Raw genomic sequence first — 20,477 nt, 5'->3', positions numbered from 1 at the left:
CCCGCGCGAGCGGGTGTTCGCTGCGGGCCTCCAGCGCGGCCGCGACATCGAGCACCTGCTGGCGGCTGGCGCCGTTGGCGGTGGCGACGTCGATGACGGTGGGCCGGTTCGCGGTCAGGGTGCCGGTCTTGTCCAGCGCCACACCGCGGATCGCACCGAGGGCTTCCAGCGCGGCGCCGCCCTTGACCAGCACGCCGAGGCGGCTCGCTGCGCCGATCGCCGCGACCACGGTGACCGGCACCGAGATGGCCAGCGCGCACGGCGAGGCGGCCACCAGCACGACCAGGGCGCGTTCGATCCACACCAGCGGATCGCCTAACAGGCTGCCGATCCCGGCGATCAGCACGGCGGCGATCATGATGCCGGGCACCAACGGTTTGGCGATGCGATCGGCCAGGCGCTGGCTTGCGCCCTTGCGAGACTGCTCGGCCTCCACGATCTTGACGATCCGGGCCAGCGAGTTGTCCTCGGCGGTGCGGGTCACCCCGACCGTCAGCACCCCGGTGCCATTGATCGACCCGGCGAACACCTCATCGCCCGGTCCGGCTTCCACCGGCACGGATTCGCCGGTGATCGCCGAAACATCCAGCGCGGTGCGGCCTTCCGCGACGACGCCGTCGGTGGCGAGCCGCTCACCGGGCTTGACCAGCATCCGATCACCCAGCCGCAGCTCCGCCGGGGAAACGACGACCTCGGCGCCCTCGCGTAGCACGGTGGCCTGCTCGGGCACCAGCGACAGCAGCGCCCGAAGGCCCCGGCGGGTGCGGGCCAGCGAGTACTCCTCCAAGCCCTCGCTGATGGAGAACAGGAAGGCCAGCATGGCCGCCTCGCCGACCTCGCCCAACGCCACCGCGCCGATGGCCGCGATCGTCATCAGCGTGCCGACCCCGATCTTGCCCTTGACCAGCCGCCGCAGCGTGGACGGAACGAAGGTGTACGCGCCGATCAGCAAGGCCGCGCCGTTGAGCGCCAGCGCCGTCACCTCTGATCCGGTGGTCCATCCGACGATCAACGCGGCGACCAGCAACACGCCCGCGGCGGCCGCGGCGCGCAGCTCGGTCACCTCCCAGAACCGCTCGGGCTCACGCTCCTCCGCGTCTTCGCCGCGTGGCTCGTCGCTGCAGCCGCAGGCGTCGCTCATCGGGTCATCTCCTTGTCCTCGGTGATCGTGGCCGCGGAGGCGTGGTCGCCGTAATTGGGGCACAGCCGCACCGCGTTACCGGCGGCGGCCAGCAGTGTCTCCGCCGACGCCAGCAGGTCCATCAGCTCGGGCCGGGTCAGGCTGTAGAAGATCTGGCGGCCCTCCGGCCGGCCGATCACCAGATTGCAATCGCGCAGGCACGCAACATGGGCCGACACCGTCGACTGCGCCAAACTCAACTCCGTCATGAGATCGACCACCCGCGCCTCACCCCGCGTGAGCCGCTGCACAATCGCCAATCGCGTCGCATCCGACAGGCCATGGAACAACGCCACCGCCGGGGCCAGATCGGTTCCCCCGGCGATTGATCCGACCGGGTCAGCCTTGTCATTAATCGTCATGCGGCGATAATAGCAGTATCTACCGGGATGGGATCGAGGTGGGCTGGATGCTGATGAATCGAGTGGAGACGGCGCTGTTGAACTCGGCGCCGCGGCGGTGGGTGCAGCGCTTCTACGAAACCGAGGCGCTGCTGCGGTGCGGGGGCCGGCTGGCCCCTGGGTCACTCGCGCTGGAGATCGGATGTGGCTCTGGCTACGGCGTCCAGCTGATCTTCGACCGGTTCGGGGCCGGGAGCGTTGACGCGGTCGACCTCGATCCGGCGATGATCAACCGCGCTCGCAGGCGGCTCGCCCGCTACGGCGACCGGGTGGTTCTCGCCGAAGGCAGCGCGACCGACCTAGGTGACGCGTTATGCGCCGCAGAGGACAGCTATGACGCGGTGTTCGACTTCGGAATCATTCACCACATCCCGAACTGGCGAGACGCGGTCAGCGAACTGACCCGCGTCCTCACACCGGGCGGACGGTTCTACTTCGAGGAGGTCACCGCCCACGCACTGGCCCGGCCCACCTACCAACGGTTCCTCGAGCACCCGACCGAAGATCGGTTCACCGCCGAGCACTTCCTGGCCGAGCTGGACCGCCACGGCCTGGCGCTGCTCGGCTCGACCACCCGCATCCAGGGCGATTTCCTTCTCGGTGTCGCCGCCAAACCCTGCCCGGCCAACGGAGGTACGTGATGTCTGTCGCGGCGCTTGTTCTGTTTGCCCTCTTCGTCCTGCTCGTCGTCGCCCGCGCGCTGCTTCAGCGACACCGCACCGGCGACACCGGCGGGCGCCAATCCTCGATCCCGTTCGGCTCCACGCAGTGGTGGTGGCACTGGGTCTTCCAACTGGGCCTCCTTCTCACCGGGGTGGCCGCACCCATCGCCGATCTGGTCGGCCTCGCGCCGCTGGGAGTGCTCAATCACCCGTTTCCCCGGTGGCTCGGCGTGGTCATGGCGACACTGGGCGCCCTGGCCGCCTTCGCCGGCGAACTTGCGATGGGCGCATCGTGGCGCATCGCCGTGGACGAGTCCGAGCGCACCGGCCTGGTCACCGGCGGCCCGTTTCGGCTGGTGCGAAACCCCATCTATAGCGCGATGCTGGGCGCATTCGTGGGCTTGATGTTGATGGTGCCCAACGTGATTGCCCTTGGCGGGTTGGTGATCGCGGTGGTCGGCATCGAAGCCACCGTGCGACTGGTGGAGGAACCCTATCTACGTCGCATGCACGGCCCGGCCTACGACGACTACGCCTCGCGCGTGGGACGGTTCTTGCCTGGCATCGGGCGCGTTCGATCAAACCGGCCCGCCGCGGCGCCACATCCGGACAACCGGGGTGCTCAGTGATGCCGAACGCTGCCGCGTCTTATCCCGTCGCATGTCTACACCATCGCCGGGTCAGTCACCGATCCGCGCCTGCTCGACGAGGTCCCGGCGACAAACCCGTCCTCGTTGTCGCCGAGGGGTTGACCCCGGTGCCAACGCCGCCGCCGGCGTGGGAAAGCTGCGAAAAACGACGGCGCACTCCCTAGGAGTGAAATGGTCTTTGACGGCAGCCGGCTCGGGTTGGTTCCTTTCACCTGCGCCGAATCCTCTTCCGCATCACAGCTGTTCGGCGGCCTGGCAAGGCCTGCACGGCGACTTCAGAAATCAGGGGGCCTAATGGGAGGTGCGGACGGTGGGGCGAAACGGGTTGAAGTTGGTCAATCGGGCTGTTCGGCGGCTCACGGTACATCGGGAGGAACGTGCAATGGAGCGGCGCACATTCAAAATCATCTATGCGATCGGATTCTTCTTCATCGCTGTGATTCGCCTGCCCTACCACCGGCGGGCGCAGACCCGCTGAATCGTCGTCGACCGCAAGACGGCTCGCGAGAAAACTCTGCTCGCTGTTCTCGCGATCGGGATAGGCGGGCTGCCGGCTGCCCACATCTTCACGCCCGCCCTGAATTTCGCCAATTACAAGCTTCGCTCCCGGATGGGGTGGACTGGGGCGGCCAGCCTCGCCGTCGCACTCCCGTTGCTCTGAGGCGCGCATTCCGCTCTGGGGCAATACTGGTCGCATTCGCTTGAACTGCGGCAGGAACATCGGCTCATCACAAGCGGCATCTATCGGTACATAAGACATCCGATGTACGCGTTCGGCTGGCTGCTCAGTATCGCCCAGGGGTTGTTGTTGCAGAATTGGATCGCTGGGCCATCAGGTTTGGTGTCCTTTGCTCTGCTCTACTTCCTGCGTGTGCGGCGCGAAGAACAAATGATGCTCGATCAATTCGGAGACCAGTACCAGGCCTACATGAACAGAACAGGAAGAGTCATTCCACGCCTGCATTGAAGTCTGCTGGGGGACAAAGAGCATGCTCATGTCTGAGTGCCCAGCGACGGCTGCGGCGTACACAGAGAGAGAAGCACAGGCCAAGCCGTATCAAACAGCAGCCGCGTGCGCGTTGCGAAAACGGGTCGGGCCCCGCACGGTTGGCCATGCTTGCACCTCGGACGCCGTATCAAGTTCGCGCCCTCGGAAATGCGCTCTGCGGGTTCATGCCAACATCGGCCGCCGGGTTGTACGCCAAGACGTGCAACCACGTAACCCCATCTGCGTCGGGTACACGACGCGCGTACGAGCCGTGTTGTCTCGCGCGCCGGCCGATTCTCACCCGGCGTCGGATCCCTTCGATCACACGGGCGACTCTGATCTTGGTCGCAGCGCCGCAACCGATTTCGGCTGTGGCGCGGTGCCGCACACGGTTCACCGACCAAAGTTCCAACTTTGGTTCTCCAGTCGTTACAGACCCGTCGTGGACAATCAGCGCATCAGGGTCTCCACGGCCAGGGCTGTCCAGCCGATGCTGGTGCAGGCGAACACCACGCCGTTGGCCGCTCGATAGAGCCCCCGCTCCTGGATCGCGGCGTCGACGGCCAGCGGAAGGAACATCACCGGCTGCAGCGTGGCACCGATGATGAGCAGGACCGCTATCCACCCGGGGACTGCTCCGGCTGCCGCACCGACCGCTGTGAGCAGAACACCCATCAGAATGAGATCGATGTGCGCCTGCCGGACGCGGTTCAGGTGGCGCACCCCCAGCCGCGTGAGCATGTCGGGTCGCGCGACGGTGACCACCATCACCCACCCCGACAACGCTGCCACCGCAAGCTCGACGATCCCCACGCGGGCAAGCACAGACATTTTCGCCTCCTAGAACCTGACTTCATTTCTATAGTATCATTTCATTAACATAATCATACTTCAACTCTGGGGGCGCGATGACAAAGCTGGACCGACGCATAGCCCGAACGGCGACTGCGATCCTGGGTGCGGCCGAGCGGCTGTTTCTGACAAAGGGCTTTCAGGCCACCACCGTCGACGAGCTGGCCGCCGAAGCGGATGTGGCGCTGGGCTCTGTGTACACACATTTCGGCAGCAAGGACGGCGTCTACGCGGCGTTGATCGACCGCGCCCTGGAATTGGACAAGCAGTATTGCGACGAAGGGTTCAACTTCGGCACGGATCCGGTCGGCAGGCTGCTCGGCCTCGCCGAGGGCTACCTGCGGTTCTATCGCGAGCATCCAGGCTACTTTCGACTGTTTCGTTTTCCACCGGTCGACGGGCCGGGTTTCGATGCCTCCTCGGCGGCGTGTCGGCGCATCGCCGAACGCGTCGACTATGAAACCAACCGGATCGCACACGCCCTGCAGGAGGCGATGGATAACGGGATGATCCGGCCGCTGGAACCGCGCAGCACCGCACGATTCGTGTGGGCCGCGTGGGACGGCGTGATCGCGACGCACATTGGGGCCGGCGGCAGCGGACTTTCGGACGCCGAATTCGATGCGGTGCTCGACGTTGCCCGGGAAATCCTCGTCGCCGGGCTGCTCATCACCACCAACAAGGAGAACCAGCCGTGATCGAAACCGTCACGCCCACTGAGGAATACGCGGAGCAACTCGATGCGGGCGCTTACGCCGGCGACTGGGCTGAGCACCAGCGGCGGATCCAGATCAATGGCCGCCAGCTCAATTTCGTCGATTCCGGGGCCCGCACCGGCGCTGGCCAGCCCGCAGTGATTCTGGTGCATGGGATGGGTGGCCGTTGGCAGCACTGGCTGCCCGTCCTGCCTGCGCTCGCCGAACATCGCCGCGTCGTGGCGCTGGACCTGCCCGGCTTCGGCGCCTCGCAGCGGCCCACCGCGACACCAACCGCTGAGACGTTCGCCGACACCGCCGCGGCGTTGTGCCGTGAACTACGAATCGATCGGGCCGTCCTGGCGGGACACTCCATGGGCGGGCCGATAGCGCTGCGCTTTGGCATCCGCCATCCGCAGCTCGCGGCCGGCTTGATCAGCGTCGCCGGCGCGGTGACCACTTTCTCCCAATTGCTGGGCTTGCGGCGGTTGCTCAAAAATCTGCGTAAGCATCCACGTGAATTCGCGGCCATCTATGCCGAGGTTCTGTCGGCGGCCTTGCCGGCGCCCGCAGCGTTGAAGCGCGCGGTCGCGCGGTCTGCCTCTCTTCGCCGGGTGGCGTTGTTCCCCTATGCGTATCGGCCCGGCGAACTCACCGCCGCTGATGCCGCGTTGCTCGTTGATGGTGCCGGTGCCCCAGGGGTGCTCTCAACCGCGGCCGCCATCGGGCGCACGCCCGACCCGTACTGGGGGCTCGACCATCTCCGTTGTCCTTTGCTGTCCGTTGTCGGCGACCACGACCTCATCGTGCCACTGAGCGACACGAGGGGGTTTGCCGAACGTGCCCCTCAGCATCGCACCGTCGTTGTCGAAGGCTCCGGGCACATGATCATGCTCGAGCGTCCTCGAGCATTCCTGGACATTGTCGTGCCGTTCTTGGAACAGATCGGCGGATAGATCCTGCATGAGCATGTGGGCACATTGGTCTCTGGCGGTGACCTGCCGCAGACCAGTGACACCGGGTGTGCGTCGTTTCGGCCCCACCGCGACCGCCATCAGGACCGTCGCCTTGCACACCATGCCAACCACCACACGGGCGTGGGCGGATGCCCGGCAGCTAAAGCCCTTGTTCGGCTCATATGGCAAGGGCGGGAGATCACATCCCGACCTGACCGACCGTTGTGGTTCCACACCGCGACCACGGCTGGTTGGGTGCGTCCCCACCGTCGGGCCAGGTTCACCGGCGTCGCGGCGCCAACTCCTGACTGCTGGTGGTGGGGAGAATCTTGCCGTCTTCGCCGGCGGGCACGCGATAGGCAAATCCTGACCCTTCGGCGTGGAGGAAACCGAGCGCACCACCCGGGCTACCCGGGACTCCTCCCGTCGTCACAAACCCCATCTTCGCAGCGGTGTGATGACATTTCTGCGCTCGATGTTGATGGCGCCCAATGGTATGCGGCAGGTGGAACACGTTTTCTGCGTGGAACCCAGGGCGCAGCAGATGACGACGCGCCGCGGCGGGCGATGCCGACCCGGTGACGGTCGCATCCACTCGATCCGACCTGAAGCGAGTTGATTCGAAGTGAAAAGAGCCGCACCGGATGGTCGGGTGTCATCACCGGCCGTCGTCAGGCGTGCGCTGAGCCTCGTGACTGGCGCAGGTTTGACCCCAGGCGCAGCGGGGTAGGTCCAGCCGGTATGGCCATGAACCATCGGCTCACCGGTTTACAGGCGGCAGCCGCACTGGCCGATCTCGGATTCGCCTCGATTGCGGCGGGTGTGCTCGCCCGCCGTCGCGTAGTGATGCCGGTGCTGGAGCGCCTGCAGGCCGACGAGCGCGCGGTCAAGTCGGCTCCGATCACTAAGACGCCAATTCGGTGCCGGTCCAGTTGAATTGGTGATTCCGGGGCGACGCGTGGTCGTGGTGCTCGATTCCGACGACGTTGCCCGCGTACTTGAGCAAGCGCCGACGCCGTTTCACGCCGCCAGCCGAGAGAAACGCCAAGCGTTGCAGTGGTTTCAGCCGCACGGCGTATTGCTGTCCAGCAGCTCGATGCGGGAACGCCGACGCGCCGTCAACGAGGCCGCGCTGGACACCGAAGCACCGATCCACCGGCTGGGGGCCGAATTTTCCGCCGCGATTGCCCAGGCGGCGGCGTCCCTCACATCCGACGTGAACACACACATGGATGCCTCGCAGTTCATCACCGGTTGGTGGCGGCTGGTACGACGCCTGGTGCTGGGCGAGCAGGCGCGCGACGATGAAACCATCACCGATCAGCTCTGGCGACTGCGCGCGGCAGGCAACTGGGCGTTCTTGGCGTTGCCTCATTACCGACGGCGTCACCAGTTCACCGAGAAGCTGTATCGGTACGCCGAAAACCCGGACCCGGCAAGCCTTCTCGGCGCTGCGGCGCAGGTGCCGGTCAACGGAGCCGTCGATCCGGTGGGTCAGGTGCCGCACTGGTTGTTCGCATTCGACGCTGCAGGCATCGCACTGTTGCGCACGCTGGCGCTGCTGGCAACCCATCCTGACCATTGTGCCCATGCCCTGGACGAGGCAACAGAACTGGACCGTCCACAGCCGCGGCCCTACTTGCGTGCCTGCGTCTTGGACTCGCTGCGACTGTGGCCCACTACGCCCACGATCCTGCGCGACACCACCGAAGACACCCACTGGGGCGACGGCAAGGACCGATTCACCATCCCCGCGGGAGCCGCGCTGCTGATCGTGACGCCGGCGTTTCACCGCGACGAGGAGCTGCTTGCATTCGCCCACGACTTCACACCCGACGTCTGGCTCGACGGGCGCGCGCAGCAGTACCCGCAGCTCGTGCCGTTCAGCGGCGGGCCGGCGGTATGCCCTGGACGAAATCTTGTCCTGTTTGTCACCAGCACGCTGCTCGCACATCTACTAGATTTGCTGAGCTTCGAGCTGCGATCGAAGCCCAGGCCCTCACCGGATCGGCCGCTGCCGATGACGTTCAATCACTTCAATCTGGAATTCGCGGTAACCGCGCGCGATTCGTCGGCTACCGGTACCCGGACATGAACGCCGCAAGGCAAGCAACAGCCTCGATGTGGTCGGCCAGCGCTAGTCGCACGGACGGTCACGCTCGACGGCGCCCTCCTCGATCCGTATCTCACGGCATTGGCCGTTGACGGAAATGAAATAGCGCTGTTCGTCGTCGTCTTCTTCGCTGCTGAGGACGATCGCACCGGGGTAACGGGCCTGGACAAGTGGCGGCAGCCGACCGGCAGCCTGTACCGGGACAGGGGCCTGCACCTGGTCCGGCGGCGTATCCAACGGCAGCCCCAGTCTGCCGATCTGCAGGTTCGCTAGTTGCTCACGGGCGGCATTTGAATGTGAGCCTTGGCCAGCTTGCGTGTCGAAAGCCGTTGTCGCGTCCCTACCGCATTGGCCGGTAATCCTGGCCGCGCCGCCGGGATGCGAGTTAATGAAAGGTGTGACGTTGAAAACGTTATTGTTAATGATGATCCAGCAATCGCTCGCCGAATTGTGTCGGGCCACTTCTTCAGCGGTCAAAGTTTGATTATTCGTTCCGCCTGTTTGCGCATCGTCGGGCCTTGTTTGGCTCGAACCGCTAGTCGAAGATCGATTAGTCCAATTCGCTATGAGAATGCTGGTGACAACAATAGCGAAGACGATAAGAGCAGCGCCTACTATCGTCTTGAGCTTCACTTCTCTAGTATAGAGCGACCCAATTCGGCGTGCAATGCCTCAACGGCAACGCGGTAGTGACCGCTACAATGATGGTATGCAGTCATCGGCCAAGCCATTGTCAGCATACCTACTTTTGGCGGGATTTCTGGTAATTCCGGTGAGCTTGTGGCAATCCGCCGCTGGACTCGATGCGTGGGGCGGCTCGGCCGCTATCGTCCGGTCAATCGGACAACTATGCGGGTTAATTGGCGCTTCGCTACTTTCCCTTAATTTCGTGTTGGCGGCGAGAGTGCGGTGGCTCGAAGAATTGATGAATGGCCTGCCGCGGATCTACAGCGCACACCATCGCATTGGGGCTTTTGCTCTCATGTTTCTGTTGGCACATCCACTGTTCTTGAGTCTGCAATACCTGCCCATGTCCCTACCGCTGGCTGCTTCTTTCCTCACTCCCGGCCTCGACGAGATGTCGAGGCTGCTCGGAGTCCTGGCCCTACTGAGTCTGGTGACGTTGTTGGTGATCACGTTCTTCGTTCGCATTCCGTATCACCGGTGGAAGGCCACGCACCGCTGGCTCGGTCTGCCGCTGCTGCTTGCCAGTTTCCACGTGTACTTGATTCCGGGAAATCTGTCGGCAGCGCCGCATCTGCGGGCGTACATGGTGTCGGTGCTCGCAGTCGGCGTGTTGGCCTTTGCCTATCGGGTGCCCCTCGGCAGATGGCTCGTGCGTCGCTATCCCTATAAGGTCCGCTCGGTGAAGCGTCACAATAATGCGGTTGAGGCGCGGCTCCTTCCGACCGGTCGGCCGGTCAGATACGAGGCGGGCCAGTTTTTCTTCATGCGCGTAAAGGGCTCGCGTGGCATAACGGACGAGCCTCATCCGTTCTCGTTCACCAGTTCTCCGCTTGACCCGCATATTTCTTTCGGCGCAAAGTCCATCGGCGACTACACCGCAACGCTGCGGAGCCTGGAAGGCGGGATTGACGTCGATGTGGAAGGCCCATACGGACGATTCACCTTCGAAGGTGGCGGCAATCAAGTCTGGATCGCCGGGGGGATCGGCGTCACGCCCTTCGTCAGTCGTGTAAGAGAATTGTCCGCCGTCCAGTCGGCCGCACACATCGATTTGTACTATGTAGTGAGGACCAAGGCCGACGCCGTCTTCCTAGCTGACTTAGAACAATGGATCAATGAGTCCGGTATCGGCAACAAGGTCACGTTAAGACTGTGGGAAAGCGCAGTCCACGGCCGATTCACCGTGGGAAAGATGGAGCAACATCTGGTCGGGGCCGACTACAGGTATTTCATCTGCGGCCCAGCAGCGATGCTGCATGACGTCAAGCGCGATCTGCGCCGCGCCGGCATCAACCGCCACCACATCGTTCTCGAAGAATTCAGGCTCTACTAGCCCGGGTCGATCCCGGATGTCAGCCAAATCGGCTTCTCCGGATAATCCTTCAAGCGGCCACTGTTCATCCGGCAGGTCATGCGCGCCGCCGCGTTTAGTTCATATTGCTATATCACAGTCCTAACAAGCGGGGCCGACAACCGATTCATGATCGTCGGCTTCACCCAGCGCGCCGCCCCGAAATGCTTAGACCGACCACAGCGCGACGCCAGCGGTGTGCGAGGACTCCCCGGCGCCTGACGGCCGCGTCGGACGACGTGTCCTGGCCTGCGACGCTGGCGAGGTAGGACAGATAACCCGGCATCAAAGGCATACAACACTGCGAGGCAAACGACACCACGCCGGCCCCGACGCCGCGGCGGAACTAATGCGTCACCGACGCCCTTGCGCAAGCACGCTCACCTCTCGGCCGCGACGCGCTCGACGACCGGCTGCAAATCCTCGACAAGCAGCGCCTTCAAGAACACGGCCGCGACGCGGTGCTCGCGATCCAACACCAGGGTGGTCGGCACAACGCTGGTGGGATAACCCTTGCCCAGGGCGATCAGGCTGCGCATCTCGGGGTCGAAGATCGACGGGTACCGTACGCCGCGGTCGGTGACGAAATCCTGGGCTGCGGTCCGCCTGTCGCGCACGTCGATACCCAAGAACGCCACCCCTAATCTCTCGGTCGCCGCGAACACCTTCTCCAGTTCGGGGGTTTCGGTCCGGCACGGCGCGCACCAGGATCCCCAGATGTTGATCACCACAACCTTGCCGGCGAACGCGGAGACGCCGATTGTCTTGTCGTCGAACAAATCGGGCCCGGAAAGGTCGCCGATCGTGCCACGGGTGTCGGGCGGATCGTAAAAGATCTCAGTCTTACCACCCGGTGAAACGAAATCGAACGTGCCGCCCTGGGCGACGGCATCTTGTCCGCTCCCGCATCCGGCCACCACGACGGCCGCCGCCACAACGCTGCAGACGGCCAGTAAGCGTCGTTGGCGCCGCATGAAACCCCTACCCTGCTGGTGACCAGCGCTAAACCGACTACTATTTGGGTACGTAGATAGTAGATGACGCGTGCAGCCGCACTGACTCCCGGATCCACCGGAAGGATGACCGTGCACAGGGCGCCGTTGTCGTCCAGTGCGGCGCACCCGCGCGCCCGATCCAGCGGCGCATCCGGCCAAGATCCGGCGGTCAGCTCGTTGCCGGACTACAGCGCATGGCGGCGATCTGGGTCAGTGCGCTGATCGATCTGGCGGGTGTAACGCCCACCATCGTCCTGTGCGTTCGCCTTTCGCGCCCTGGCTGGGCCAACAACAGACACACCACCAGACAAGAGCACCAAAGCCCGACGTTGGCCGCCTGCACCGCACATCACCAAAATGCGATCCCCGTGCCCGTCGTCGCAGCCCTCCCGCTGTCGATCGCCCCCTGGCGGCGGGTGCTGTCGTCGAGTGCGCGAGCGCGGACTGCTCGCCGGTGCGCAGTTCGTCACTGCCGCAGTCGCTGGCGGTGCTCATCGCACACCGTTGTTCATCGTGTCACTGTGCTGTGGCGCCGTAGGTGGGACACAGCGCAACCGCGCTACCGGTGGCTGCCAACAGCGTTTCGGCGGCGGCAAACAGATCCATTAACTCGGGACGGGTCAGGCTGTAGAACATCTGACGGCCCTCGGCCCGACCGACGACCAAACCGCAGTCCCGCAGGCACGCGATATGTGAGGAGACGGTCGACTGCGGCAACCGCAGCAACCGGGTCAGATCCACCACCCGAGCCTCCCCGTGCGCTAGGCGACGGGTGATCGCCAGCCGCGTCGGGTCGGACAGGCCGTGAAACAACGCCACCGCCGCTGCCAGGCCCTGTCTTTCCGCGGCGGCGGTTTCGGATTGAACATTGTGCATCGGCATACCGCGATGATAGCGTAGGAGATTCATGATCGAGAAATATCGGTGTCAACCGAGGAACCTGATTGGTTTGTTGGAGTGGGCGACGGCGGACCGCACGCCGCAGCTATCCGGCTGGGCTGGCACTGCGCTGCCGTCGGGGTGTTTGGGTGTGTTGCGGCGCGATCCGCCCGACAGCACCTCCACCACGCAGTGCAGGCGGTGCCGGCCGCAGCCGCACACAGACTCACAACTCCAGCAGTCGATTTCCAGACCACGGCCGAAAACACGACAACCGACGAGGAGGTCATCGGATGAAACTGAACGCGATCGAACGCGCCGCGATGAACAACCCTATCCGCGCTGTCCACCAACACCACCGCGAAGCGGCATGGTTTCGGCGCCTTGGCGGCGGCGACCTGAGGGGCCAGGAGGTGCTCGAAATCGGCTGCGGCCGAGGCGTCGGCGCCGAAGTCATCCTCGATCGCCTCCACGCCCGTCGCGTCACCGCGTTCGACCTCGACGACACCATGGTCGAGCTCGCACGCAAACGCCTGCACGACCGTCCCGTGACGCTATCGGTCGGCGATGCCTGCGACATCCATCAACCAGCCTCCAGCCACGACACCGTCGTCGACTTCGGCATCATCCACCACGTCCCGCACTGGCAGCAGGCCATCGCCGAGATCGCCCGCGTACTGCGACCGGGTGGACTGCTGCTGTTCGAAGAAGTGCCCCGCCACCTGCTTGACACCTGGGCATTTCGCACCTTCACTGTTCACCCACGCGAAAACCGCTTCGAGGCAGACGAATTCGCCGCCGAACTCGCCCGCCACGGCCTGCACGGCACCGCACGCATCGAACACCACCTCGGCGGGCTGGTTTTCGTCGGAGCCGCCCAAAAGACATAGCCCACCACGTTTCGCCACTACGAAAGCCCGACCTTCATGTTCGCCCTCATTGCCTTGATCCTGTTCGCCGCCACGTTGGTGCTCGACGGCCTGGTGCGGATCAGGATTCAACGCCATCGCACCGGTGACAGCGGTATCCGCGTCCCTCGCACAACCAAGCAGTGGTTAGCGCGAGGAACATTCGCGCTGGGATTCCTGCTGGCGGGCATCGCCGCCCCCGTCGCCGAACTGCTCGGCCTGCCCCCGCTGCTGGTGCTCGATCACCTGCCGATCCGCGTCACCGGGATCACGCTCGCCGCGACCGGTGTCCTGGCCGCCTTCCGCGCCCAACTCGCGATGGGGCCGTCTTGGCGCACCACCGTCGACCCCACAGAACGACCCGCACTGGTCACCCACGGCGTCTTCGCGATCGTGCGCAACCCCATCTACACCTCGTTCAACGTCATCGTGCTCGGGCTAACCCTGCTGGTGCCCAACGCAATCGCCCTCGCCGGGCTGGTGATGAACATCGCCGGCAGCCACCTGCAGGTCCGCCTCGTCGAAGAGCCCTACCTGCACCACATCCACGGGCACGCCTATCACGAGTACGCGGCTCGGGTGGGCCGGTTCGTCCCCGGCATCGGGCGGCTCCGCGCCAAGCCGCAGCGTCATTGATGGTGAGTCGACAACACCGGGTCCCGCACCTGCACATCCGGCCGAGCAATGCCCGCCGATATTGCAAAACTGCAAACGTCCTCGGCGCCATAACGCAGCAGCCTCGGCCGCGGCGGCGCGGGTTTGATGGATAACATTCGTTATCCACCATTAATGTCGCCGTTTTCATCAGATGAATCAGCACCCGTCCACTTCGTTGAGTCCGAAAGATGTTGGCAGAGGCAGTGATTAACATCGCTGACCACGGAGTGCCAACGGACCACTGCGTGCCTGGTACCGGCCGGAATGTCGTTGCGCCGATGACAGCCTTAGCGGGCGGGTTGGAGCGAGGTGCGCAAATTCTCAACGTGATGTCATAAATGACATCGAGATGACATCCAAATTGCTGCTATGACACGGGTTTTGAGAAACTACAGCCCCGATCGATCCCTACTTCGCCATGTTGGCGAAGCGAGACAAGTGCAGTTGGTGGGCGACGGTGATCGTCTTCGTCGGGCCGTTGCGGTGCTTGCCAAGAATCAGGTCCGCCTCGCCGGCGCGCGGGTCGTCGCGCTCGAACGCGTCGGGCCGGTGCAAGAGCAGGACCATGTCGGCATCCTGCTCGAGCGAGCCCGATTCACGAAGGTCCGACACCATCGGCTTCTTGTCCGTGCGCTGCTCCGGCCCGCGGTTCAGCTGGCTGATCGCGATCACCGGCACGTGGAGTTCCTTGGCCATCAGCTTCAGGCTTCGCGAGAAGTCCGACACTTCCTGCTGGCGGGACTCGTACTTCTTGCCCGACGACATCAGCTGCATGTAGTCGACCACGATCATCCGCAGCCCGACCTTCTGGCTCAGCCGCCGCGCCTTGGCTCGGATCTCCATCATCGTCAGGTTCGGCGAGTCGTCGATGTACAGCGGCGCTTCGCTGATCTCACTCATCCGCCGCGCGAGGCGCGTCCAGTCGTCGTCGCTCATCCGGCCCGAACGCATGTCGGCCAGTTTGATCTTCGCCTCGGCCGAGAGCAGCCGCATCACTATCTCGGACTTGCTCATCTCCAGCGAGAAGATGACGCTCGGCAGCTGGTGCTTGATCGAGCACGACCGCATGAAATCCAATCCAAGGGTCGACTTGCCCACGCCCGGGCGCGCGGCGATGATGATCATCTGCCCGGAGTGCAGCCCGTTGGTCACCTCATCGAGTTCGGTGAAGCCCGTCGGCACACCGCGCGCGATACCGCCCTGCGAGGCAATCGCGTCGATCTCGTCCATCGTCGGCTGCAGCAGTTCCTCGAGGACGACGAAGTCCTCGGAGGCGCGCCGCTCGGTGACGTCGTAGATCTCGGCCTGCGCGCGGTCCACCACGTCGCTCACGTCGGCGCCGTCAGCGCCGGCGTAGCCGTACTGCACCACCCGGGTGCCCGCCTCCACCAGGCGGCGCAGCAACGCCTTCTCCGCCACGATGCCGGCGTAGTACCCGGCATTCGCGGCCGTCGGCACCGTGGAGATCAGCGTGTGCAGGTACGGCGCACCACCGATGCGCCGCAGCAGGCTCCGGCGGTCCAGTTCTGCGGCGACGGTGACCGCATCGGCGGGCTCGCCGCGGCCGTAGAGATCGAGGATCGCGTCATAGACGTTCTGGTGCGCCGGCCGGTAGAAGTCGCCGGGCCGCAGCTTCTCCAGCACGTCGGCGATCGCGTCCTTGCTCAGCAGCATTCCGCCCAGTACCGCCTGCTCAGCGGCGGCGTCCTGCGGCGGTTGGCGGCCGAAGTCCTCGCTGGGCGGGGCACCATCCATACCCGAATGCCCGAGGTCGTCGACCACAGCCACGGCGCCACCCTCCCCCAGATCGGCTCGAACGCAGGTTCGATCGTTGTCTATCGCGACTGTAAGGCCGCCCCCCGACAACTCACGTCGGCGAACCCCCGAACCGCTCCGCGCACGATCACGTTAGGCGTTGCTGGAGGCACCCGATACCGGCCCTGTGCATAGACCTGTGCATGACGTGTGGATATCGCTGGACGGCCATGTTGAGTCGCTGGGGACAACCTGTGGAATCTCGTTCGTTATCCGGATAAATCCGCAGATAAGCGCATCACAGGGGACGTGCAGTGTTGTGGATGGAAAGTTCTTCGGCGTGTCGTGCCGGGTTGCCGACTCGGGCGTGTTGTGTTTCGCCTCAGCGCCACCTAGGTTAACGGCCGGTTATCTTCGCTGCGCGCGACCGATAGCACATTGTTCGCCAGCGCGCACAGCTACGCCCGGGCCGGGACCTCGAGGGGTCCCAACCCGGGCGTATTGTCGCGTGCGTTATTACTGGGCGACGACGTTGAGCGTGACGGTGGCCTGCACGTCGGGGTGCAGACGCACGGTCACCGGGTGCTCGCCGAGCGCCTTGATGTGGGCCTTGGGCAGCGACACGGTCCGCTTGTCCAGGTTCGGGCCACCGGCCTTCTTGATCGCCGCCACGACGGACGTCGCGGTGACCGACCCGAACAGCTTGCCGGTCTCGGCGGAGGCGTTGACGGGCAGATCCACCGTGTCGAGGCCCTCGAGCGCGATCTTGAGCTCGTTGGCGTGCTCCAGTCCGCGAACCGTCTTCAGCTCGCGGGCCCGGCGGATCTCGTCGGCCTGTCGTTCGGCGCCGCGCGACGCGGCGATGGCCAGACCACGGGGCAGCAGGAAGTTGCGGCCGTAGCCGTCCTTGACCTCGACGGTGTCCCCGGGCACGCCCAGGTTGTCGACGTCAGCAGTGAGAATGAGCTTCATCTCTTCAGTCTTTCGTTCTATCGGGCCGGGACTACCGCGTCGACGCGCTGAACGGCAGCAGCGCGACCTCGCGGGCGTTCTTGACCGCGATGGCGATGTCGCGCTGGTGCTGGACGCAGTTGCCGGTCACGCGGCGGGCACGGATCTTGCCGCGCTCACTGATGTAGGTACGCAGCAGCTGCGTGTCCTTGTAGTCGATGATCTGGTTCTTGCCCTTCTTGGAGCAGAACACGCACTTGCGGGTCTTGACCGGCTTCTCGGGTGCCGGCCGCCGCTTGGTGGAGGACTTGGCCATGTGTCTTTCTCTTTCTCAAAGTTCGCGGATCGCAGTCCGCAGATATGTGTTGTCTAGAAGGGCGGTTCGTCGTCCGCGCCGGAGAATGAACCCGACGCAGGCGCGCTGCCCCACGGATCGTCTTTGGGCTCGGCCGGGCGTGAGTTGCCCCCACCGCCACTGCCGCCGCTGGCACCGAAGCCGCCGCCGCCACCGCCGCCGCCGCCGCTGCGGCTGGCCTTGTTGACCTTGGCGGTCGCGTAGCGCAGCGACGGGCCGATCTCGTCGACCTCGAGCTCCACCACGGTGCGCTTCTCACCCTCGCGCGTCTCGAACGAGCGCTGCTTGAGCCGGCCCTGCACGATCACCCGCGAACCGCGGGTGAGGCTCTCGGCCACGTTCTCCGCGGCCTCGCGCCAGATGTTGCAGCGCAGGAACAGCGCCTCGCCGTCTTTCCATTCGTTGGTCTGACGGTCGAACATGCGCGGGGTCGACGCGACCGTGAAGTTCGCGACGGCCGCGCCCGACGGGGTGAACCGCAGTTCGGGGTCGGCGGTCAGGTTTCCGATCACCGTGATGACGGTGTCACCAGCCACGAAGTCCTCCTGTTGGTTGTCAGCTCTTCGCGCAAGCGCTCATCGCGGGCGGTGTACGCGTTGGACAGCAGTCGCAGGCGAGCCTACGGAACTGCCCCGACGCGCACAGGCCGTCAAGCGACTTAGTGCTTGTCGGTCCGCATCACCTTGGTCCGCAGCACGGACTCGTTCAGGTTGAGCTGGCGATCCAGCTCGGACACCGTGGCCGGTTCGGCCTTCACGTCGACGATGGCGTAGATGCCCTCGGCGTGCTTGGCGATCTCGTAGGCCAGGCGGCGCCGGCCCCAGATGTCGACCTTGTCAACCGTGCCGCCGTCCTTGCGGATGACGTTCAGGAACGTCTCCAGCGAGGGGGACACCGTCCGCTCATCGAGCGTGGGGTCGAGGATGACCATGATTTCGTATGGACGCATAAGGAACCCATCACCTCCTATGGTCGTGTGCGGCCACGGACTGTCCGTGGCAGGAGGGTCGCCTGCGTCGGCAACCGGCCCAGGTTACAGGACAGCGGCCTGAGCTGCGAAATCCGTGCACGGCCACCCGGTCGACCGCCGTTAGGCTGGCCTCACGTGTCGTCGAGGGGGTTGAGTGAACTATCCGTACGGGCCCTACGGCCAGGGCCATCCGCAGCAGCCGGGCTACCCGCAGCAGGGTTATCCGCAACAGCCCGGCTACCCGCAGCACGGCTACCCGCAGCACGGCTATCCACAGCAGGGCTACTCCGGCGGTCATCAGTACCCACCGGTGCGGCCCGCCGGTCCGAGCGGCGGCACGGCGAACGCCGCGGCTGTGCTCGCAGGACTCGGCACGTTCGCCATGCTCGGCTTCGGCATGCTGCTACTGGCGGCGGCCGGCTCGCCGGATCGCGACCCTGCTTGGGGCAACACACCGTCTCGGTCCTCCAACGCGGGCGATGTGATCTTCGTGATTGTCGGCCTGGCCGTCATCGTCGCCGGGATCATGCTGGCGGTCGGAGCCGTGACGCTGTATCAGCGCAAGATGGTGGGCCGATGGCTCGTCGTCGCCGGCTGCGCCATCGCCATCCTGACCAGCCTGCTCTTCATGATCCTCTTCGTGGCACTTCTGGGCGATGCGGCCGCAGCCGGACTCGCCCTCGCCATCAACTTCCCTGTGCTCCTCGGAGTCGTGTTTCCGATCCTGACGCTCGTGCTGGCGCTGCGGCCGTCGACCGCCGAGTGGATCCGCGCGAGACCGAACGTGCCTGCGCCGTACCGGGGCTGAGCGGTGCGCCGAGTGTGAATCCCTGGCGAGAAAGGTGCCCGAAAGCCGCCGACGTTTCACACTCGCGACGGGGAGCCGTCAGGCGTCGACGGTCGCCCGGTCCGACAGCGGCGGCTGGGACGGCCCGATCCGCGGGTGCGGCCGCAGCCAGTCGGGCAACCAGCGTGGCGGCGCGTCCGGAGCCCCGTCGAACACCCCACCCGCAGGGTCGTCGACCCGCCCGCCGTATCGCACCAGGTCGAGCTGCGGCCGGTAGATCTGCCGGATCACCAACGCGCACAATGCGATCACCGCGATGTCGCGCAGCAGCACCGTCGTGGTGAACCACTGCTCGGGCAGTCCGCGGTTCTGCTCGCCGTAGAGGTACAGCATCCGCGGCACCCACACCAGCGCGTCGATCGTCATCCACGCCAACAGGATTCGCCGGTGCGGTATCGCGAGCACCGCCAACGGCACCAGCCACAGCGAGAACTGCGGACTCCACACCTTGTTCGTCAACAGGAACGCCGCGACCACCAGGAACACCAACTGCGCCACCCGCGGACGCTGCCGCGCCGTCAGCGCGATGTACCCGATCGCGATGCAGCACGACGCGAACAACACGAAGGTGACGGTGTTCAACACCGTCGGCGGTTCCCAGAACCCCAGCCCCTGGTCGAAGCCCCGCCAGTCGGTGAACGACTTCACCACGTTGTACAGCGAATCCATGTCGTCCCCGCGACGGGTGTTGAGCCGGAAGAACTCCGACCAGCCGCGCGGGAACAGCACCATGATCGGCAGGTTGACCAGCAGCCACGTCAGCGCCGCCGTGCCCGCGGTCTTGGCCACCTCCCGCGCCCGGCCCGTGCGCAGCGCCAGCAGCACCAACGCCACGAGCAGCAGCAGCGGATAGAGCTTGGCCGCCACGCCGAGCCCGATCAGCACCCCGGCGAGCACCGGTCTTCGGCGCGCCCAGGCCAGCATCGCGCCCACCGCGAACGCCGTGGCCAGCGCGTCGAAGTTGGTGAAGATCTGGAAGATCAGCAGCGGCGACGCCGCCACCAGCGCGGCGTCCCACACCCGGCGGCCCGCCAGCTGCGACGTCGCCCACACCGTCGCCAACCACGCCAGCGCCAGCCCGAACGCGGCGATGTTGAAGAACATCACCACCTCGGCGATCAGCGGCAGCGACACCGTCGCCGACACCGCCGTGTATGTCTTCGCCAGCGCCATCGACAAGTACTGGTAGAGGCCGGTGAGTACCGGATACTCCATGTAGCGCACCGCGATGTCGCCGTTGTACTGGATGCGCGGTTCATCCGACGCGTCGGTCTCGATCCAGCTCGACTTGTACGGGAATTTGCCCTGATTCAGCAGTTCGGCGGTGTAGAGCGGCACCGTGTCGGAGTAGCAGAGCTCGTAGTAGGCCCTGTTGTTCTGCCAGTTGGCCACCCGCTGATCGGCGGGCCCGTCGCCGACGGTCTGCAGGCACGCCGCCTTGGTGGTGTAGCCCAGCGCCATGAACACCACCGCGATCGCGAGCATCACCCGAAGTGGCGTGAAGAACCGCTGCCGCCCGATCAGCGCGTGCCGGCCCACCGGCCCGCCCACGACACCGGACAGCGCCGCGCCGAGAGTGTCGTTGCGGCTGGGCAGGTCCCGGTCGTCGGCGCTGCGGCGGTCGT

Annotated in this window: 23 protein-coding genes; 11 read left to right on the top strand and 12 right to left on the bottom strand. The window is 65.2% G+C overall.

What is annotated here, in order from left to right:
- Together Q2100_RS19715 and Q2100_RS19710 are read right to left on the bottom strand one after the other, a co-directional pair.
- Positions 1-1,141, bottom strand: a 1,141-nt coding sequence (locus Q2100_RS19715; protein ID WP_302915414.1) for a heavy metal translocating P-type ATPase, incomplete at its 3' end; no start/stop codon positions are given.
- Complete coding sequence (locus Q2100_RS19710; protein WP_302915413.1) at positions 1,138-1,542, bottom strand: ArsR/SmtB family transcription factor; 405 nt, start codon at positions 1,540-1,542, stop codon at positions 1,138-1,140. The genes Q2100_RS19715 and Q2100_RS19710, both read right to left, overlap by 4 nt.
- Before the next feature lie 47 nt (positions 1,543-1,589).
- Here Q2100_RS19710 and Q2100_RS19705 point away from each other — a divergent pair, with 47 nt between their 5' ends.
- The 3 genes from Q2100_RS19705 to Q2100_RS19695 all read left to right on the top strand — a co-directional run bounded on the left by Q2100_RS19705 (position 1,590) and on the right by Q2100_RS19695 (position 3,860).
- A complete protein-coding gene (locus Q2100_RS19705; protein WP_328518129.1) occupies positions 1,590-2,222 on the top strand; it encodes a class I SAM-dependent methyltransferase in 633 nt (210 codons plus the stop codon).
- Entirely contained in the window at positions 2,222-2,872 is a 651-nt protein-coding gene (locus tag Q2100_RS19700) for a methyltransferase family protein (RefSeq protein WP_302915412.1), read from the top strand. Before Q2100_RS19705 ends, Q2100_RS19700 begins: the two co-directional genes overlap by 1 nt.
- A 697-nt stretch (positions 2,873-3,569) precedes the next feature.
- Entirely contained in the window at positions 3,570-3,860 is a 291-nt protein-coding gene (locus tag Q2100_RS19695) for a protein-S-isoprenylcysteine O-methyltransferase (protein WP_302915416.1), read from the top strand.
- 471 nt (positions 3,861-4,331) lie between these two features.
- Here the strand turns inward: Q2100_RS19695 and Q2100_RS19690 are convergent, their stop codons facing one another.
- On the bottom strand, positions 4,332-4,712 hold the full coding sequence (locus tag Q2100_RS19690) for a hypothetical protein (protein ID WP_302915411.1): 381 nt from the start codon (positions 4,710-4,712) through the stop codon (positions 4,332-4,334).
- Between the two features lie 77 nt (positions 4,713-4,789).
- Here Q2100_RS19690 and Q2100_RS19685 point away from each other — a divergent pair, with 77 nt between their 5' ends.
- From Q2100_RS19685 to Q2100_RS19670, 4 genes are all read left to right on the top strand, one after another.
- A complete protein-coding gene (locus Q2100_RS19685) occupies positions 4,790-5,431 on the top strand; it encodes a TetR/AcrR family transcriptional regulator (RefSeq protein ID WP_302915410.1) in 642 nt (213 codons plus the stop codon).
- Positions 5,428-6,384 carry an alpha/beta fold hydrolase gene (locus Q2100_RS19680; protein ID WP_302915409.1) on the top strand — a complete coding sequence of 319 codons (957 nt, stop codon included), beginning with the start codon at positions 5,428-5,430 and terminating at the stop codon, positions 6,382-6,384. The genes Q2100_RS19685 and Q2100_RS19680 overlap by 4 nt, the downstream gene beginning before the upstream one ends.
- Positions 6,385-7,125: 741 nt before the next feature.
- Positions 7,126-7,320, top strand: coding sequence for a hypothetical protein (locus Q2100_RS19675; protein WP_302915408.1), 195 nt, complete (start codon positions 7,126-7,128; stop codon positions 7,318-7,320).
- Positions 7,321-7,342: 22 nt separating this feature from the next.
- On the top strand, positions 7,343-8,479 hold the full coding sequence (locus tag Q2100_RS19670) for a cytochrome P450 (RefSeq protein ID WP_302915407.1): 1,137 nt from the start codon (positions 7,343-7,345) through the stop codon (positions 8,477-8,479).
- A gap of 42 nt (positions 8,480-8,521) precedes the next feature.
- Here Q2100_RS19670 and Q2100_RS19665 read toward each other — a convergent pair whose 3' ends face one another.
- The gene (locus tag Q2100_RS19665; protein WP_302915406.1) at positions 8,522-9,130 is read right to left on the bottom strand and encodes a cytochrome b5 domain-containing protein; all 609 of its coding nucleotides are present in this window, start codon (positions 9,128-9,130) and stop codon (positions 8,522-8,524) included.
- 76 nt (positions 9,131-9,206) lie between these two features.
- Here Q2100_RS19665 and Q2100_RS19660 point away from each other — a divergent pair, with 76 nt between their 5' ends.
- Positions 9,207-10,517 (top strand): ferredoxin reductase family protein, encoded by a 1,311-nt coding sequence (locus Q2100_RS19660; RefSeq protein WP_302915405.1) that lies wholly within the window; start codon positions 9,207-9,209, stop codon positions 10,515-10,517.
- Between the two features lie 398 nt (positions 10,518-10,915).
- Here the strand turns inward: Q2100_RS19660 and Q2100_RS19650 are convergent, their stop codons facing one another.
- Together Q2100_RS19650 and Q2100_RS19645 are read right to left on the bottom strand one after the other, a co-directional pair.
- A complete protein-coding gene (locus tag Q2100_RS19650) occupies positions 10,916-11,509 on the bottom strand; it encodes a TlpA family protein disulfide reductase (protein ID WP_302915404.1) in 594 nt (197 codons plus the stop codon).
- A 537-nt stretch (positions 11,510-12,046) separates the two neighbouring features.
- Positions 12,047-12,412, bottom strand: a complete 366-nt coding sequence (locus Q2100_RS19645; RefSeq protein ID WP_302915403.1) for an ArsR/SmtB family transcription factor — start codon at positions 12,410-12,412, stop codon at positions 12,047-12,049.
- A gap of 290 nt (positions 12,413-12,702) precedes the next feature.
- Here Q2100_RS19645 and Q2100_RS19640 point away from each other — a divergent pair, with 290 nt between their 5' ends.
- Positions 12,703-13,299 carry a class I SAM-dependent methyltransferase gene (locus Q2100_RS19640; RefSeq protein ID WP_302915402.1) on the top strand — a complete coding sequence of 199 codons (597 nt, stop codon included), beginning with the start codon at positions 12,703-12,705 and terminating at the stop codon, positions 13,297-13,299.
- A 36-nt stretch (positions 13,300-13,335) separates the two neighbouring features.
- Positions 13,336-13,953 (top strand): methyltransferase family protein, encoded by a 618-nt coding sequence (locus Q2100_RS19635; protein WP_302915401.1) that lies wholly within the window; start codon positions 13,336-13,338, stop codon positions 13,951-13,953.
- A 429-nt stretch (positions 13,954-14,382) separates the two neighbouring features.
- Here Q2100_RS19635 and dnaB read toward each other — a convergent pair whose 3' ends face one another.
- From dnaB to rpsF, 5 genes are all read right to left on the bottom strand, one after another.
- Positions 14,383-15,762, bottom strand: coding sequence for a replicative DNA helicase (dnaB, locus tag Q2100_RS19630; protein ID WP_264012654.1), 1,380 nt, complete (start codon positions 15,760-15,762; stop codon positions 14,383-14,385).
- A 483-nt stretch (positions 15,763-16,245) separates the two neighbouring features.
- Entirely contained in the window at positions 16,246-16,701 is a 456-nt protein-coding gene (gene rplI, locus Q2100_RS19625; RefSeq protein ID WP_269894896.1) for a 50S ribosomal protein L9, read from the bottom strand.
- Between the two features lie 31 nt (positions 16,702-16,732).
- Complete coding sequence (gene rpsR, locus Q2100_RS19620) at positions 16,733-16,996, bottom strand: 30S ribosomal protein S18 (RefSeq protein WP_264012656.1); 264 nt, start codon at positions 16,994-16,996, stop codon at positions 16,733-16,735.
- A 53-nt stretch (positions 16,997-17,049) separates the two neighbouring features.
- Positions 17,050-17,571, bottom strand: coding sequence for a single-stranded DNA-binding protein (locus Q2100_RS19615; RefSeq protein ID WP_302915400.1), 522 nt, complete (start codon positions 17,569-17,571; stop codon positions 17,050-17,052).
- 122 nt (positions 17,572-17,693) lie between these two features.
- Positions 17,694-17,984 carry a 30S ribosomal protein S6 gene (rpsF, locus tag Q2100_RS19610; protein WP_264012658.1) on the bottom strand — a complete coding sequence of 97 codons (291 nt, stop codon included), beginning with the start codon at positions 17,982-17,984 and terminating at the stop codon, positions 17,694-17,696.
- A gap of 175 nt (positions 17,985-18,159) precedes the next feature.
- On the opposite strand from rpsF, the gene Q2100_RS19605 reads away from it, so the two are divergent.
- Positions 18,160-18,813, top strand: a complete 654-nt coding sequence (locus tag Q2100_RS19605; protein ID WP_302915399.1) for a DUF2076 domain-containing protein — start codon at positions 18,160-18,162, stop codon at positions 18,811-18,813.
- Between the two features lie 78 nt (positions 18,814-18,891).
- Here Q2100_RS19605 and Q2100_RS19600 read toward each other — a convergent pair.
- On the bottom strand, positions 18,892-20,477 hold a 1,586-nt coding region (locus Q2100_RS19600), incomplete at its 5' end, for a glycosyltransferase family 87 protein (protein WP_302915398.1).

The organism is Mycolicibacterium arseniciresistens, assembly GCF_030519285.1.
Taxonomy (GTDB): Bacteria; Actinomycetota; Actinomycetes; order Mycobacteriales; family Mycobacteriaceae; genus Mycobacterium; species Mycobacterium arseniciresistens.
The sequence above is the reverse complement of the archived record's forward strand: the minus strand, read 5'-3'. Positions and strand labels throughout refer to the sequence as shown.